This is a genomic window from Pseudoxanthomonas sp. YR558 (genome assembly GCF_900116385.1).
In the GTDB taxonomy this organism is placed as follows: domain Bacteria; phylum Pseudomonadota; class Gammaproteobacteria; order Xanthomonadales; family Xanthomonadaceae; genus Pseudoxanthomonas_A.
This window is the reverse complement of sequence record NZ_FPCI01000002.1, coordinates 1,191,653-1,206,209: the sequence shown is the minus strand read 5'-3', so window position 1 is coordinate 1,206,209 and position 14,557 is coordinate 1,191,653. Positions and strand designations below refer to the sequence as shown.

The window sequence follows — 14,557 nt, the reverse complement described above, 5'->3', positions numbered from 1 at the left end:
AGCGCCGCCGCGTCCCGGGAGTATCTCGAGGCGCTATCCGGCCAGGTAGAAATCCATCGGGATCAGCTCGACGGCCCACCCGCCCTCTTCTCCCAGGGTGGCGGCCGGGTGCATCGAGGCAATGCGCAGCGCCTCTTCGTGGCTGTCCGCCTCGATGATGAAGAGGCCGCCGACCACTTCCTTCGACTCGGTGTAAGGCCCGTCGCTGACCTGGGTCTTGCCGTTGGCTGGGCGCAGCGTCCGCCAGCCTTCCAGATCGCCCAGCGAGGCGGAGACCCGCACCTTGCCGGTTGCGCGCATCTTTTCGTCCAGGGCGGGACACTGGCTCACCAGTGCCTCGACGTCGTCCGGCTGCATCGCGGCGAACTTCTCCGGAGTGAAATAGGCGAGGCCGAGGTACTTCATGGGCGTTCCTTTGTGTGGTGATGTCTTGGCGACGAAGCGGGAGGCCCGCATTCGACACGCCGCCGAGCGTTCGGCAACCGGCGTCAGTCGTCTGAGCGTCGGTAGTGCATGGCGACTGCACCGCAGCGCAGCGGGGTCGCGGAAACCAGCTCAAGTCGTCGCGTGCCGGGGAGCCCGCTCTGGTACAGCGTCGGGCCGTGGCCGGCGATCCTCGGGTGCATGAGGAACCGGTACTCGTCAATCAGGTCCAGCCGGTCCAACTCTGCCGCCAGCGCGCCGCTCCCGAGGAGCACGCCGGCCGGTGTCGCGTCCTTCAGCTGCTGCACACCCGCGCGCAGGTCGCCGGCGATGCGATGGCTGTGCGCCCAGGGGAAGTCCTCGCGCGTCGACGACACCACGTACTTCGGCTTCGCCTCCAGCTTGACCGCCCACGCGCGGGTCGCCGGCGGTGCTTCCACTTCTCCGCACGCCACCCTCGGCCAATAGGCTTCCATCATTTCGTAAGTGACCCGGCCCCACAGCATCGCGCCGTGCTCATCCATCAGGCGGGTGAAAAAGGCATGCGTCTCCTCGTCGGCGATGCCTTCCTGGTGGTCGACGCAACCGTCGAGGGTGAGGTTGAGGCTGAAGGTCAGGAGTCCCATGGGGCGAGTACCTCGGCGCGACTGGCGCTGGATGGTGGGGATGAATGCCCTGACGACGAAGCCGGCATGCGGAAATCGACATCGAGTCTAAGCGCGCGGCATCATCGAAGGGGGTTGCCTGTGCAGCAAGACCCGCTCCCTGTCCTGATACCCGCCTGCTGCGCGTTCGTGGAAGTGGCCGCGCCGCCTTGACCGGATTCCAACGCGCCAGGCCACATCCTCCCCTGGCACCGAAGGTCCCGGCCCCGCGCGATGAACCTGCTCGAACGCGATTCCCAGCTCGATGCCCTGCGGCGCCTGCTCGAAGAGGCCCGTACCGGTGGCGGCAATGTCGTGCTGGTCGGCGGCGAGGCGGGCATCGGCAAGACGAGCCTAGTCTCCGCGCTGTGCGAACGCCGCGGCACGATGAACCTCTGGTGGGGCGCCTGCGATGCACTGGAGACGCCGCATCCCCTCGCGCCACTGCACGACATCGCTCGCGCCAATGCGGTCGGTTTCGGCGCCGACATCGACGCGCTGGGGCGCATGCCGCTGTTCGGCGCGGTCCTGACCGAACTGCAGGCGTCGCCGACGATCTTCGTCGTCGAAGACGCGCACTGGGCCGACGAGGCCACGCTCGACCTGCTCCGGTTCCTGGGTCGGCGGCTCGCACAGGTGCCCTGCCTGCTGGTGGTGACCTACCGCGACGACGAGGTCGCCGCGAATCATCCGCTGCGCCGGCTGATGGGCGATCTTCCCCGGGCCAACGTCACCCGCCTGCAGGTGCCCCGCCTGACCGCACAGGCGGTGGAGGCGATGGCGCATGGTGCGCTGCATACGCACGAAGGGCTGTACGAGGTCACCCAGGGCAACCCGTTCTTCGTCAGCGAAATGCTGCGGCGTGGCAGCGAGGCGGTGCCGCATGGCGTGGAGGATCTCGTGCTGGCGCGCTTCGCCCGTCTGGGACCGGATGCGCGGGACGTCGCGCAGCTGACCGCGATCGTGCCCCGCCACCTCCAGGGCTGGTTGATGGACGCGGTGCTGGCACCGTCGGTCACGGCGATCGAGGAATGCCTGGATGCCGGCCTGCTGCTCGCACAGCGGGAGACGTTCGCCTACCGGCACGAACTCGCGCGCGTGGCGGTGGAGCGATCGCTGTCCGGCCCGCGTGCGCGACAGCTGCATGCGCGCGTGCTTGCCGTGCTGGACGGACCACAACGGGCACGCGCGCCGCTGGCGTGGCGTGTGCATCATGCCGCCCGTGCCCATGACGGCGACGCGGTGCTCCGTCTGGCGCCGGCGGCCGCCGAAGAGGCGCGACGCAGCGGTGCGCACCGCGAGGCGGCTGCGCACTTGCGGACGGCCCTGTCGTTCGCCCACGCGCAGCCGGACCGGATCCGCGCAGCGCTATTGGAACGCCTCTCCTACGAGTGCTACCTGACCGACCAACTGACGGATGCGATCTCGGCGAGAACAGCGGCGCGTGATCTCTGGGCGAGCCTGGGTGAGCGCCTTCGTCAGGGAGATGCCACGCGCTGGCTCTCGCGCCTGAGCTGGTACAACGGGCAGACCGCCGCATCACGCGTGCATGCGGATGACGCCATCCGTTTACTGGAAGATCTGCCGGCGGGAAGCGAACTCGCTATGGCGTACAGCAATCTCGCGCAGCTCCACATGCTGCAGGGTCAACGTGTGGACGCCATCGCATGGGGAACACGCGCGCTGGATCTGGCGGTCGTACTGGGCGACAAGGAAATCGAAGTCCATGCGCTGAACAACATCGGCACGGCGCAACGGGAAGGCGGTGATGATGCCGGTGCCGCGACGCTGGCACAGAGCCTTCGCACGGCATTAGCGAATGATTTCGAAGAACATGCGGCGCGTGCCTACGTGAACCTGGCCTACGATGCCGTCGTCTGCAGGCAGCTGCCGGAGGCGCAGCATTGGCTGACGGAGGGTCTGGCCTACTGCGAAGCGCGTGACCTCGACGCCTGGGCCGGATATCTGGCAGCGATGCAGGCATGCGCGCGGTTCGCATCCGGTCACTGGGACGACGCCAGCGAACAGGCGACGCGACTGCTACGCATGCCCTACCTCGCGCCGATCAGCCGGATCATGGCGCTCACCGTGCTGGCACATGTGCGCGTAAGGCGCGGGGACCCGGACGCGGCCCCGTTGCTTGAGGAAGCGCTCACGCTGGCGCTGCCGACGCAATCCTTCCTCCGTATCGCCCCGATCGTCGCCGCGCGGCTGGAAGCGGCCTGGCTGGCGGGCGAGGCGCCGTCTCCAGGCGAAGCGATCACGGCGCTGGCTTCGGCGGACCTGGGATCGCGCTTCCACCAATGGATGGTGGACGAACTCTCGCTTTACGTCGACGTGCCGCGTTCCGACGGCGATTCACTCGTGCGCACATCGCCAGTCTCCTTGCAGCTCGAAGGGCACTGGCAGGAAGCGGCAGACGCCTGGCGCGTACTCGGATGCCCGTATGAGCGCGCACGTGCGCTCGCCGACGGAGACGACGACGCGCGACGCGACGCACTGGCCCAGTTCGAGGCCATGGGCGCGGCCCCGATGGTGGCGCGCCTGCGCCGCGAACTGCGCGAAGCCGGCGTCCGTGGCGTGCCGCGCGGGCAGCGAGCCTCGACCCAATCCAATCCCGGCGGCCTGACCTCGCGCGAGGTGGAGGTCCTGGAGCTGCTCTGCGGCGGCTTGCGCAATGCCCAGATCGCCGAATGCCTCTCGCGCTCCGTACGCACGGTGGACCACCACATCGCGGCCGTGTTCTCCAAGCTCGGTGTGGGCACGCGCACCGAGGCCATGGCCGCTGCACTGGCGCTGGGCATCCGCCCGAGAAATAGGTAATCGCGGCACCCAATCTGGGCAAGTCCGCCGACGCGGCGAGGAAGGCGGCTCCGTAGCCTTTCCCACACAGCAATCCGCTGTGACCACGACGGACTCCCGATATGAAGATTTCCCTCCATCCCCTGCGCACGCTGGCGGTGGCCGCCCTGTGCGCGCTGACGCTGAGTGGCGCCGCGATGGCGAAGGACGCAGGTACCGCGTCCAGTGCCAACCACCGCTACGTCATCCAGCGTTCCTTTCCCAAGGGCGCACTCGACGGCCTCGACGCCGCCGCCAAGGCCAAGGTCAACCAGACCAACGCCCGCTTCGGCGTGAAGTGGCTGATGTCCTTCGCCAACGGCGACAAGACCAAGACCTTCTGCGTCTACGAAGGTCCCACCGAGGACGCCATCCGCCAGGCCGCCAAGGCGAACCACCTGCCGGTGGACACCATCACCGAAGTGCCCGTCACGCTCGACGCGCACTGAGCCCCACGCGCGCGACCGCAAGGTCGCGCCGATCCAATACTCATCATCGGAGACACTCCCATGCCCCGCTACATGATCGAACGCACCTTCCCCACCGGCCTCAACATCCCCATGACCGACGTGGGCGCGCGCGCCTGCCTCGGTGTGGTCGCCACCAATGCCAAGGAAGGCGTGACCTGGGTGCATTCCTACGTGAATGCCGACAAGACCAAGACGTTCTGCGTCTACGACGGTCCGGACCCGGAGGCGATCCGCCGCGCCGCTGGCGACAACAACCTCCCGCTGGAGCGCATCACGCAGGTGAACGTGCTGGCGCCCTATTTCTACCGCTAGGCCGGAGATCGCCCATGAACCGCTCACTGGCCATGCTGTACGGCGGCGCCTGCTATACCGCGTTCCTCGCCACGTTCCTGTATGCCATCGCATTCGTCGCCGGGTTCGGCGTGCCGAAGCACATCGACAACGGGGCGCTGGCTCCGTTGTGGACCGCCTTGGCCATCGACATCGCCCTGCTCGCCCTGTTCGCCGTGCAGCACAGCGGCATGGCGCGGCCCGCCTTCAAGCGATGGTGGACGCGGTTCGTGCCGACCGCAATCGAACGCAGCACGTTCGTACTGGTCAGCAGTGCGGTGCTGGCGCTGCTGTTCTGGCTATGGCGCCCGCTGCCGCAGGTGGTCTGGCACGTCGACGCCGGCCTCGCGCGGGGCGTCCTGTGGGGTGTGTCGTTGTTCGGCTGGCTGCTGGTGTTGACCAGTTCCTTCACGATCAACCACTTCGAACTGTTCGGCCTGCGCCAGGTTTGGCTGCATGCGCGGGGACGCGTGGCGAAGGACGAGCCTTTCGTCATCCGCGCGATGTACCGCATCGTGCGACACCCGCTGATGCTGGGCTTCCTGATCGCCTTCTGGGTGACCCCGACGATGACCCTCGGGCACCTGTTGTTCGCCGCCGTCGTCACGGGCTACATCTTCGTGGCGGTGAAGTTCCTGGAAGAACGCGACCTGGTCGCGATGCACGGCGACACCTACCGCGACTACCAGCGCAAGGTGCCGATGCTGTTGCCAGGGCGGAGGCGTTCGTAGAGCTGGCGCACCGTCGGGGTCGCGGCGGACGACCGCGACCCCGCCGGTCAGGCACGAGACGTCATCGCGCACGCCTGTACCTCATCTCGCCCGCGACCGGACGGTGGCGCCGCGCTAGGCTGGGGCCATGTCCTGCTCAAAGTCCCTGGGAGCCCACCATGCCCCACTCGTCCGATCCTTACACGCCGATCAACTGCGAGTTCCACGACGTGTTGGAGGCCACCGCGACACGGAGGACGGCGGCCGTCATCCGGTTCCTGGATGACGATGGCGCGCCGCAGGAACGCGAAACGCGCATCGTCACCCTCTCCGCCCGGGACGGCGTCGAATACGCCGAGCTCGGCACGGGCGAACGCATTCGTCTGGATCGCCTGGTCGCCGTCGGCGGCAGCGTGCTGGCGGACTTCGCGCCGCCGGCCTGAGCGACGGTGATGGCGCCCTACATCGGTCGGCAATCATGTGAGCGTCGCGACATCCAGGCCTTTCACCAATCGCGACGCCAGGCGCTTGTTCTGCAATTGCGCCAACCACCACTCCAGCGCACGCCCCTGATGATCGCCGCGCCAGGCGACGTAGAGCAGGTTGGGTTCGCGCGGATCCACCATCTTCTTTTCCACCAGGTCGCCACGCTTGAGCAGCCCGGCCACGCGATCGCGCGGCAGCCAGCCCACGCCCAGGCCTTCGCATTGGGCCTGGATCTTGGCGCGCATGCTGGGTACGGCGAGCGACGGCTGCCCGCCCAGCACGCCATACCCGCGCACTTCTACCCTGCGCGACGTATCGGCCACCACGACCGCACGATGCTGGAGCACAGCGGCACGGTCGACAGGCTCATGGGCTTTGGCCAGAGGATGCCGCGGCGAGACCGCGAATACCCAGTCCATCACGCCGAGTTCAAACCAGCGCAGCCCGGGGATCACCGGCGGTTCGTTCGTCGCGCCCACCACCAGGTCGGCGCGTCCGTCGCGCAAGGCATCCCACGTGCCGGTGAGGACTTCATGGGTGATGCGCAACGTCACGCCGGACTTCAACCCGTCGAACGCACGGATCACCGGCAGCAGCGTCTCGAACTCCAGGATCTCGTCGGTGACGATCCACAGGCGGTCCTCCCAACCACCGGCGACCTGCCTGACCCGCTGCGTCAGGCGGGACACATCCAACATCAGGCGTGCGGCCTCCTGTGCGAGCAGGTGGCCTGCCGGGGTCAGCTGCAGGCGATAGCGGCGACGGTCGAACAGCAGCGCATCGAAGCGCGCTTCGAGCTGCCTTGCCGCATGCGACACAGTGGACGGCGCCTTGCCGAGCCGGGCGGCGGCTCGTGACAGGCTGCCGCTCTCGCGGATGGCTTCCAGTAGGGCCAATTCATCGGCTGACAACATGTTCGATACCTTCGAACGAGTTCGTCACGATTGTGGCACGGAAAGTCGCCAGGATCTCGCCAACATGCGCTCACAGCATTGGGCTGGCATCGAAGGAGTTACCATGAACCGCTTCAACAGCAAGACCATTCTCGTGACGGGCGGCAGCAGCGGCATCGGCCTGGCCGCTGCCAAAGCGTTCGCGTCGGAAGGCGCCCGCGTCGTCATCACCGGTCGCGACGCCGTATCGCTCGACCGGGCCAAAGCCGAGATCGGACCCGACACCGTCGCGCTGGTGAACGACGCCGGCCGCCTGGCCGACGCGAAAGCGCTGGGCGCGGCGCTGGTCGCCGCCGACCTGCGTCTGGACGCCGTCTTCCTCAACGCCGGTACGGCGAAGTTCGCCGCGTTCCCCGACGTGGACGAGGCGCTGTGGGACCAGATCTTCGACACCAATACGAAGGGCCCCTACTTCCAGGTGCAGGCGCTGTTGCCCCTGCTCAATCCGGGCGCGTCGATCGTGATCAATGGCTCCATCAACGCTCACATCGGCATGCCGAACAGCTCGGTGTACGCCGCCAGCAAGGCCGCGTTGATCTCGCTGGCGAAGACCTTGTCGGCCGAGCTGCTGCCGCGCGGCGCGCGCGTCAACGTGCTCAGCCCTGGGCCGGTGGCCACACCGCTTTACGGCAAGCTCGGCCTGGATGCCGCTTCGCTGGAGGCCACGGCAGCGCAGATCCAAAACCAGATCCCGCTGGGCCGCTTCGGTACGCCTGACGAGATCGCCTCGACCGTGCTGCATCTTTCCTCGCCCGAGTCGGCGTTCATCGTCGGCACCGAGATCATCGCCGATGGCGGCATGAGCCAGCTCTAGGCACCCCGTACCCCACCATGGCCGACGGAGCCGCGCTAGCGCATTGCCACCGTGTATCCGCCGACCCTGCGATACCTGACCTAAGGAGATCGTGATGAACAGCTTGCTGCGTTCCTTCCAGCGCGCGACCACGGCGCTGCTGGTGATCCTCGGCCTGCACCTGCCCGCCCATGCGGCAGGCAGTGCAGCCATCCACGACCACACCGCGACCGTCAACGGCGTCACCCTGCACTACCTACAGGCCGGCGAAGGCGACACGTCCCCGGTGGTATTGCTCCACGGCTACGCCGAGACCAGCCATATGTGGCGACCGCTGATGCCGAAACTCGCCGGCCGCCACGTGGTCATCGCGCCCGATCTGCGCGGCGCGGGCACGTCGTCGAAACCGGACGGCGGCTACGACAAGAAGACACTGGCGCAGGACATCCATGCGCTGGTGGCGTCGCTGGGCTATCGCAAGGTCAAGATCGTCGGCCACGACATCGGCTTGATGGTGGCCTACGCCTATGCGGCGCAATACCCCGATGAGGTGGAGAGCATCGTGTTGATGGATGCCTTCATTCCCGGCGTCGGCGACTGGACCAAGGTCTGGCTGCTGCGCGATCTGTGGCATTTTCATTTCTACGGCGAGACGCCGTTGAAGCTGGTCGATGGCCGCGAGCGCATCTACTTCGAGCATTTCTGGAACGACTTCGCCGCCGATCGCACCCGCTCGATTCCCGAGACCGACCGTCAGTTCTACGCAAAAGAGTACGCACGCCCGGGCGGCATGCGCGCCGGCTTCGAGTACTTCCGAAACTTCGAGCAGGATGCGAAGGACTTCGCGGGCTTCGCGCAGACAAAATTGACGATGCCGATGCTGGTGCTGTCGGGCGAGAAGGCCGGCGGCCAGTTCCTGATCGACCAGGGCCGGATGGTGGACGACAACGTCGAGGGCGTCATCATCCAGGGCTCGGGACATTGGCTGATGGAAGAGGCGCCCGGGCAGACGATTCCGGCACTCGTCGCCTTCCTGGACCGATAGCGTCAGGCCCCGTGCCCGTTTCGTCGCGACGGGCACGGTTTCGTCGCATCGCACTTCCCCGGCACGGTCCCGCGTGCAAAGCTCGCGCGGCCCTCCTTGCCCCGGACCGACATGAGACTGCTGCTGGGACTTCTACTGACGGCGTGCGCCTTCCCCTCCTTCGCGAAAACGAAGGACATCGTCATCCCGGCGGGCCTGCACGACGGCCCTGTGGATGCGGCGATGACCACGGTGGCACGCGAGGCGCTGGTGGTCTATCGCGACGAAGATCCCCAGCGCGACCTCGCGACCCGATTCCGGTTGCAGCTCGCCGCCGGCCGATACACGCAGGCGATCGACAGCATCGACACGCTGCGCGGCTTGCGCAAGGATCCACCGTCGCAGCCGCCGGTGTTCCTGCAGTACGAGATCCATGCGCGCGCCAAGACACTGCAGACTCAGCGCGGGATGGCCTACGCCCCGGCATGGCGGCAGGCCTTCGCCGAGCGTTTCGGCGCATTGGACGACCGGACGGCCCTGCAGGCGGAGTTCTCGTTCGGCACCTCGCTCGCCAGGGTGCGAGGCGACCTGGATGCAGCGCTGGCGAAGGTGGCCGGCCGGTCACGGCTGTCGCTGCCCGAGGCCATCGACCTGGTCCGTGCATACCAGGTGCATGCCGCGTACGCGGAGTTCCAGCCGTTGTTCGCGGCGGCATTGAAGGACGACGACGCACGCCGTTACCGGATCGACCGCGACGTGCTGGTACGGACGCCGGAAGGGGTCGGTATCGCCGCGCTGGTCGTGCGTCCCGCAAATGCGCCGCGATTGCCGACGCTGTTGCAGTTCACTGTCTACGCCAACGACGACGTGGCCTGGGGCGATGCCAAGACGATGGCCGCGCATGGCTACGTGGGCGCCGTGGCCTACAGCCGTGGCAAGGGCCGCAGTCCCGATGCCAACGCGCCCTTCCGGCACGACGGCGTCGATGCGGCCGCGGTCATCGATTGGATCGCGGCACAGCCCTGGAGCGACGGTCGCGTGGGCATGTTCGGCGGCAGCTACAACAGCTTCGCCCAGTGGTCCGCGCTGAAGCAGCGACCGCCGGCGCTGAAGGCGATCGCGACTTCGGCGTCTGCCGCACCCGGCATCGACATCCCGATGGAAGGCAATGTCTTCCTCAATTTCATGTATCCGTGGCCGCTGTACACCGCCAGCAGCCGCTGGCTGGACGATGCACGCTACGGCGACAGTGCACGCTGGGCGAAGCTCGACCGCGATGCCTACGCCAGCGGTCGCGCCTACCGGGAGCGCCCGCTGATCGACGGCAGTTCAAATCCGCTGTTCGCCGAATGGCTGCAGCACCCCGCTTACGACGCGTACTGGCAGGCGATGATCCCCCAGGGCGACGAGTTCGCCGGCATCGACATCCCGGTGCTGGCCACGACGGGGTATTTCGATGGTGCGCAGGCTGGCGTGTTGCACTACTTCCGCGAACACCTACGCCACCGCCCGGACGCCGACCACACGCTGGTGATCGGTCCTTACGAGCACATCACGATGCAGACCGGCGTGCCGCCGACCGTGCAAGGCTATGTGCCGGACGCCGCCGCGCGGATCAACCTGCAGGCCTTGCGGCTGGCGTGGTTCGACCATGTGCTCAAAGGCGCACCGAAGCCTGATCTGTTGGCTGACCGCGTGAACTGGCAAGCCATGGGAACCGATGCCTGGCGCCACGCGCACACGCTGGAGACCATGGCGACGCGGCGTCAATCGCTGTGCCTGGCACCGGGTGCGGAGACCGGCACTTATGCGCTCTCCCCGCAACCGCAGTCCGGTGTGGTGGCCAGGCAGCGCGTTGATTTCAGAGATCGCAACGATGCCGACTGGACGCCGCCGAACAACGTGCTCAATCCCGAATTGGATCCGCACGCGGGCCTAGTGTTCACCGGCGAAGCGCTGGTGCAGGACACCGAACTGGCGGGACCGTTCGATGGCATGCTCGATTTCACCCTCAATAAGCGCGACGTCGACATCGCCATCGGCGTGTACGAGCTCACTGCCGAAGGCCAGTACTTCGACCTCGCCTGGTGGTTGCAGCGCGCGAGCTACGGCGCGGATCGCCGCGAACGCCGCTTGCTTGACCCCGCCGTACTGCAGCGCCTTGCCGTGAAGGACACGCGCCTGATCGGCCGCAGGCTGGCGGCCGGTAGTCGCCTGGTGGTGACGGTGGGCGTGAGCAAGCAGCCCGATCGCCAGCTCAACCTCGGCAGCGGCAAGGACCCGTCGGAAGAAACCTTCGCCGATGCCGGCGAGCCGCTCGAGATCCAGTGGCAGGGCAGCAGCTGCCTGTCGTTCGGCGTGCGCGATTGAGGCACACGGGTGCATCGATGCGATCGATTCGGACGGGCTGAGCCCGCTTCCGTCGCCGACCTGCGGGTTTCGTCGCGAACCGGTTGTCCGCAGCGTCGGTGCGGCACGAGGATGGCGACGTACCGATGACCGGTGCCCTGCCCCTAGGAGCCTCCATGAAGACCCTCGTCGCGCTCGCCGCCTGGTGCATCCTGTTCGTGCTGTGCTGGCCGCTGGCCCTGCTGGTGCTGGTGCTGTGGCCGGTCGTCTGGCTGCTGTCGCTGCCGTTCCGCCTGGTAGGCGTGACCTTCTCGGCGCTGTTCGCCTTCCTGCATGCGCTGCTGATGCTGCCTGCGCGCTTGCTGGGCGCCGGTCCGCGCGCCTCGGCCACGCGGGCATGACCGCCGTGCGCCTGCCGGGGCATCACCCGATGAAGAAGTTCGTGCCGGTCCTGCTGGGCCTGGGGCTGTTCGCGTTCGCCGGGCGCACGGCAGCCCAAGCTCCATCGCCCGACCGCACACCACAGGATCTGTCGCAGATCGTAGCCGAGCTCGATGGCGCCGTATTCGATGCCTTCAATCAGTGCGCCGATCCGGCACAACTCGCGCGCCATGCCGCGTACTTTGATACGGGCGTGGAGTTCTACCACGACAACGGCGGCGTCACCTGGACACGCGACGAGATGATCGGCCGCACCCGCGAGAACGTGTGCGGGAAGTACCAGCGGCGCCTGGTGCCGGGCTCGCTGAAGGTCTTTCCGATCCGCGGCTACGGTGCGATCGCCCAGGGCGAACACACGTTCTGCGCGACCGGTGGCGACGACTGCGGCGGCATGGCCGACTTCACCATGGTCTGGCGCGAACAGGAGGGCCGTTGGCAGATCACCCGCGTACTGAGCTACGGCCACCGCCCCGCACCGGCCACGCCCTGAACCGGCCACGCCCTCAACCGGCAACTTCGCACTCGCTTCACACAAGCCCCCTCGCCCGCCCATGCGCGGCATGGACGCTACGCCTGCACTCCTGCAGGCTTGGGAAACATGACGATGGCGAGCATGCCGCTTCCTTCCACCACGACCCGATGGATCCGCCGACTGCGCCCGCTCGCCTGGGGTGGCGCTGCGGCGTTGCTGCTGACGCCGTGGGTGGCGATGCGGTTCACGTCCGAAGTCGCGTGGACGGGATCGGACTTCGCCGTGTTCGGCGCGATGCTGCTTGCCGGCTGCGTGGCGTTCGAGCTCGCGGCCAGCGCGGCACGCGCACCGGTCTATCTCGCGGCCAGCGTGATAGCGCTGGGCGCGGCCTTCCTGCTGGTGTGGGCGAACCTAGCGGTCGGAATCGTCGGCGAGCCATCGCATCCGGCCAATCTGGCGTTCATGGTCATTCCCTTGGCCGGCGTCATCGGCGCCCTGCTCAGCCGTCGTCGGCCGCGAGGCATGGCAGCGACCCTGGTCGCGATGGCCGTGCTGCAGCTCGCCGCGGCAGGAATCGCGCTGCCGGCGAGCGCACAGGAACCACGTGGGTTCCTGCTGAGCTATACCGCCGCGTACGTCGTGGCCTGGCTGCTGTGCGCGGCGCTGTTTCGCAAGGCGGCGGACACGGCGCCGCGATAGCCGAAGAGCACGGGATCAGCGTGGTTTGCTGTGCCACAGCGCGTTGACGATGACCCAGCGACCATCGAAACGGCCCATGTGGAAATGGTCGACGAACCACGGCGTCTCCAGGCGCACGGCCGCGGTTTCGGCGGTGACGTCGAGCACCCGGCAGCTGCGGCTCCACTGTTCTTTCGGTGTCTTCAGCACGCCCTGCCGGGTGAGCTCGACCAGTTCGTCCTTCGACATGCGGCGCAGGCCGAGGCGTTCGTACGGGGTGTCTCCCACCACGGCGCGCTTGGCCAGGTCCGGATGCAGCGCACGCGACACGCGCGCCGGGTCGCCTTCGAGCTGGCCGTCGATGTAGTCCAGGCAGGTGGCCTCGATCGCGGCCAGGGTGGCGGCGTCGGCCGAAGGGGGCGGCGTGGCGACAGCGGCGGCTGCCATGACCAGGGAAAGCAACGACATCGAGTGCTCCTTCGCGTCTGTTCGGGGGAATGGCCTGCAGGCCTGCCCGATCAGACGGGAAGGACGCGACGGGCGGGCCATGCTGGCGCATGCGTAGGCCGCGTCCACGTGCCGGAAGTTGGCCGCAGGGGGCTCTCTTAAGCCCTCGGACACCCGCCGCCGCAAGTGCCTCAGGGCAGCCAGAGCTTCTCGAGTTCGCGGAAACCCCAGGTGGCAGGGGACTCTACGCTGACGATGCGTTCACGGTCCCCGGCGGTGGCCAGGTCGATGTCCGTCATCAACAGATGGGTGCGCGACTTGGCCGAGTAGAACACGCGCACGCGCGGCGCCAGCAAGGTGGCCGGGTTCTGTTCCACCACCACGGCCAGACGGTCGCTGGAAAGGCGTACCAGGGCCCCGATCGGGTAGATGCCCACGCTGCGCACGAAGGCCTTCAGCAGCGTTTCGTCGAAGTGGCCCTGCCAGCCCGCCATGCGGCGCAGGGATTCGGCCGGATCCCAGCCGGCCTTGTAGGGCCGGTTGGAGGTGATCGCGTCGTAGACGTCGCAGATTGCGCTCATGCGCGTCAGCAGCGGCAGCTCGTCCCCGGACAGCCGCTGCGGGTAGCCAGCGCCGTTGAACTTCTCGTGGTGGTGGCGGGCGATGTGGAGGATCGCTTCCTGGGTGATCCCGCCGTCGCGCAGCAGGCGCTCGCCATGCACGGGGTGCTGGCGGACGATGTCGAACTCCTCGTCGGTCAGCTTCCCGGGCTTGTTGAGCACGTCCTGCGGCAGCAATGCCTTGCCCATGTCGTGCAGCAGACCGCCGAGCGCGGCGTCGCGCACCTGGTCTTCCGGCAGCTTCAGCTGGCGGGCCAGCATCGCCATCAACGCGCCCACGGCGACCGAATGCAGGTAGGTGTAGCTGTCGGCATCCTTCAGCCGCGCCACGCTCACCAGCGCGGTGGGGTGTCGGTCGACGGATCCCGTGATCTCGTCCAGCAGCGGCAGCACATGCTGGGCGTCCACGCCTTTCCCCAACCTCACCTCACGGAACATGGCTTCAACGGCTTCGCGCCCGTCTTCGCAGATGCGCCGGGCGCGGGCCAGCTCGGCTCCCAGGCCGACGCCGCCATCGGGAACGATGACGCGGCGGCGTTCGGGGGTAGTGGCGTCTTCCGACGCGGATTCGCCGCCGATGTCAGGCGTGGCCTCGGCTACGTCCACTCCGGCGTCCGCATCGTCCCCGACCTCGCTGCGCGCCAGGTCCACGACCACCTGTTCAATCCCGCTATCTTGTAATTCGGCCAGGCGCGCCTCGTCCAGCAGGAACGAAGTCCGCCAGAAAGGATGCTGCATCCACGGGCCGACCAGCTTCTGGACGAACATGCCAGTGCGCAGGTCGGCGACGTCGAGGGTCCTCAGCATGCATGGCTCCGGCGGGCTGGGGTCCAGTATTCTCCCTGGCGACGACCGGGAACAGCGGGGGAACCCCTA

16 protein-coding genes are annotated in these 14,557 nt (G+C 67.6%); 11 read left to right on the top strand and 5 right to left on the bottom strand.

Annotation, left to right across the window (positions count from 1 at the left end; all coding sequences use genetic code 11):
• Positions 1-33: 33 nt before the first annotated feature.
• Both BM365_RS17230 and BM365_RS17225 read right to left on the bottom strand, forming a co-directional pair.
• A complete protein-coding gene (locus BM365_RS17230) occupies positions 34-405 on the bottom strand; it encodes a YciI family protein (protein ID WP_093490669.1) in 372 nt (123 codons plus the stop codon).
• 83 nt (positions 406-488) lie between these two features.
• Positions 489-1,049, bottom strand: a complete 561-nt coding sequence (locus tag BM365_RS17225; RefSeq protein WP_093490668.1) for a dihydrofolate reductase family protein — start codon at positions 1,047-1,049, stop codon at positions 489-491.
• A 252-nt stretch (positions 1,050-1,301) separates the two neighbouring features.
• On the opposite strand from BM365_RS17225, the gene BM365_RS17220 reads away from it, so the two are divergent.
• The 5 genes from BM365_RS17220 (at position 1,302) to BM365_RS17200 (ending at position 5,861) form a co-directional block, all read left to right on the top strand.
• On the top strand, positions 1,302-3,890 hold the full coding sequence (locus BM365_RS17220) for an ATP-binding protein (protein ID WP_093490667.1): 2,589 nt from the start codon (positions 1,302-1,304) through the stop codon (positions 3,888-3,890).
• A gap of 101 nt (positions 3,891-3,991) precedes the next feature.
• Positions 3,992-4,357, top strand: coding sequence for a DUF4242 domain-containing protein (locus BM365_RS17215; protein ID WP_199186245.1), 366 nt, complete (start codon positions 3,992-3,994; stop codon positions 4,355-4,357).
• A 60-nt stretch (positions 4,358-4,417) separates the two neighbouring features.
• A complete protein-coding gene (locus BM365_RS17210; protein WP_093490666.1) occupies positions 4,418-4,690 on the top strand; it encodes a DUF4242 domain-containing protein in 273 nt (90 codons plus the stop codon).
• 14 nt (positions 4,691-4,704) lie between these two features.
• Entirely contained in the window at positions 4,705-5,439 is a 735-nt protein-coding gene (mddA, locus tag BM365_RS17205) for a methanethiol S-methyltransferase (protein ID WP_093490665.1), read from the top strand.
• Positions 5,440-5,597: 158 nt separating this feature from the next.
• Complete coding sequence (locus BM365_RS17200; protein WP_093490664.1) at positions 5,598-5,861, top strand: hypothetical protein; 264 nt, start codon at positions 5,598-5,600, stop codon at positions 5,859-5,861.
• A 33-nt stretch (positions 5,862-5,894) separates the two neighbouring features.
• Here BM365_RS17200 and BM365_RS17195 read toward each other — a convergent pair whose 3' ends face one another.
• Entirely contained in the window at positions 5,895-6,818 is a 924-nt protein-coding gene (locus BM365_RS17195) for a LysR family transcriptional regulator (RefSeq protein WP_093490663.1), read from the bottom strand.
• A gap of 103 nt (positions 6,819-6,921) precedes the next feature.
• Here BM365_RS17195 and BM365_RS17190 point away from each other — a divergent pair, with 103 nt between their 5' ends.
• From BM365_RS17190 to BM365_RS17165, 6 genes are all read left to right on the top strand, one after another.
• The gene (locus tag BM365_RS17190) at positions 6,922-7,671 is read left to right on the top strand and encodes an SDR family oxidoreductase (protein WP_093490861.1); all 750 of its coding nucleotides are present in this window, start codon (positions 6,922-6,924) and stop codon (positions 7,669-7,671) included.
• Positions 7,672-7,765: 94 nt separating this feature from the next.
• The gene (locus tag BM365_RS17185; protein WP_093490662.1) at positions 7,766-8,695 is read left to right on the top strand and encodes an alpha/beta fold hydrolase; all 930 of its coding nucleotides are present in this window, start codon (positions 7,766-7,768) and stop codon (positions 8,693-8,695) included.
• A gap of 111 nt (positions 8,696-8,806) precedes the next feature.
• The gene (locus tag BM365_RS17180) at positions 8,807-11,044 is read left to right on the top strand and encodes a CocE/NonD family hydrolase (RefSeq protein WP_093490661.1); all 2,238 of its coding nucleotides are present in this window, start codon (positions 8,807-8,809) and stop codon (positions 11,042-11,044) included.
• Between the two features lie 155 nt (positions 11,045-11,199).
• Positions 11,200-11,424 carry a hypothetical protein gene (locus BM365_RS17175; RefSeq protein WP_093490660.1) on the top strand — a complete coding sequence of 75 codons (225 nt, stop codon included), beginning with the start codon at positions 11,200-11,202 and terminating at the stop codon, positions 11,422-11,424.
• On the top strand, positions 11,421-11,954 hold the full coding sequence (locus tag BM365_RS17170; protein ID WP_233210841.1) for a nuclear transport factor 2 family protein: 534 nt from the start codon (positions 11,421-11,423) through the stop codon (positions 11,952-11,954). Before BM365_RS17175 ends, BM365_RS17170 begins: the two co-directional genes overlap by 4 nt.
• A gap of 123 nt (positions 11,955-12,077) precedes the next feature.
• Positions 12,078-12,635, top strand: coding sequence for a hypothetical protein (locus BM365_RS17165; RefSeq protein ID WP_139227453.1), 558 nt, complete (start codon positions 12,078-12,080; stop codon positions 12,633-12,635).
• A 15-nt stretch (positions 12,636-12,650) separates the two neighbouring features.
• Here the strand turns inward: BM365_RS17165 and BM365_RS17160 are convergent, their stop codons facing one another.
• Entirely contained in the window at positions 12,651-13,082 is a 432-nt protein-coding gene (locus tag BM365_RS17160) for a nuclear transport factor 2 family protein (protein WP_093490658.1), read from the bottom strand.
• Positions 13,083-13,252: 170 nt separating this feature from the next.
• A complete protein-coding gene (locus BM365_RS17155) occupies positions 13,253-14,488 on the bottom strand; it encodes an HD-GYP domain-containing protein (protein ID WP_093490657.1) in 1,236 nt (411 codons plus the stop codon).
• Positions 14,489-14,557 lie beyond the last annotated feature (69 nt).

Excerpts from the sequence above, each read along its gene's own strand:
- BM365_RS17230 (WP_093490669.1), bottom strand. The coding sequence starts at position 405 with ATGAAGTACCTCGGCCTCGCCTATTTCACTCCGGAGAAGTTCGCCGCG.
- BM365_RS17225 (WP_093490668.1), bottom strand. The coding sequence starts at position 1,049 with ATGGGACTCCTGACCTTCAGCCTCAACCTCACCCTCGACGGTTGCGTC.
- BM365_RS17220 (WP_093490667.1), top strand. The coding sequence starts at position 1,302 with ATGAACCTGCTCGAACGCGATTCCCAGCTCGATGCCCTGCGGCGCCTG.
- BM365_RS17215 (WP_199186245.1), top strand. The coding sequence starts at position 3,992 with ATGAAGATTTCCCTCCATCCCCTGCGCACGCTGGCGGTGGCCGCCCTG.
- BM365_RS17210 (WP_093490666.1), top strand. The coding sequence starts at position 4,418 with ATGCCCCGCTACATGATCGAACGCACCTTCCCCACCGGCCTCAACATC.
- mddA (WP_093490665.1), top strand. The coding sequence starts at position 4,705 with ATGAACCGCTCACTGGCCATGCTGTACGGCGGCGCCTGCTATACCGCG.
- BM365_RS17200 (WP_093490664.1), top strand. The coding sequence starts at position 5,598 with ATGCCCCACTCGTCCGATCCTTACACGCCGATCAACTGCGAGTTCCAC.
- BM365_RS17195 (WP_093490663.1), bottom strand. The coding sequence starts at position 6,818 with ATGTTGTCAGCCGATGAATTGGCCCTACTGGAAGCCATCCGCGAGAGC.
- BM365_RS17190 (WP_093490861.1), top strand. The coding sequence starts at position 6,922 with ATGAACCGCTTCAACAGCAAGACCATTCTCGTGACGGGCGGCAGCAGC.
- BM365_RS17185 (WP_093490662.1), top strand. The coding sequence starts at position 7,766 with ATGAACAGCTTGCTGCGTTCCTTCCAGCGCGCGACCACGGCGCTGCTG.
- BM365_RS17180 (WP_093490661.1), top strand. The coding sequence starts at position 8,807 with ATGAGACTGCTGCTGGGACTTCTACTGACGGCGTGCGCCTTCCCCTCC.
- BM365_RS17175 (WP_093490660.1), top strand. The coding sequence starts at position 11,200 with ATGAAGACCCTCGTCGCGCTCGCCGCCTGGTGCATCCTGTTCGTGCTG.
- BM365_RS17170 (WP_233210841.1), top strand. The coding sequence starts at position 11,421 with ATGACCGCCGTGCGCCTGCCGGGGCATCACCCGATGAAGAAGTTCGTG.
- BM365_RS17165 (WP_139227453.1), top strand. The coding sequence starts at position 12,078 with ATGCCGCTTCCTTCCACCACGACCCGATGGATCCGCCGACTGCGCCCG.
- BM365_RS17160 (WP_093490658.1), bottom strand. The coding sequence starts at position 13,082 with ATGTCGTTGCTTTCCCTGGTCATGGCAGCCGCCGCTGTCGCCACGCCG.
- BM365_RS17155 (WP_093490657.1), bottom strand. The coding sequence starts at position 14,488 with ATGCTGAGGACCCTCGACGTCGCCGACCTGCGCACTGGCATGTTCGTC.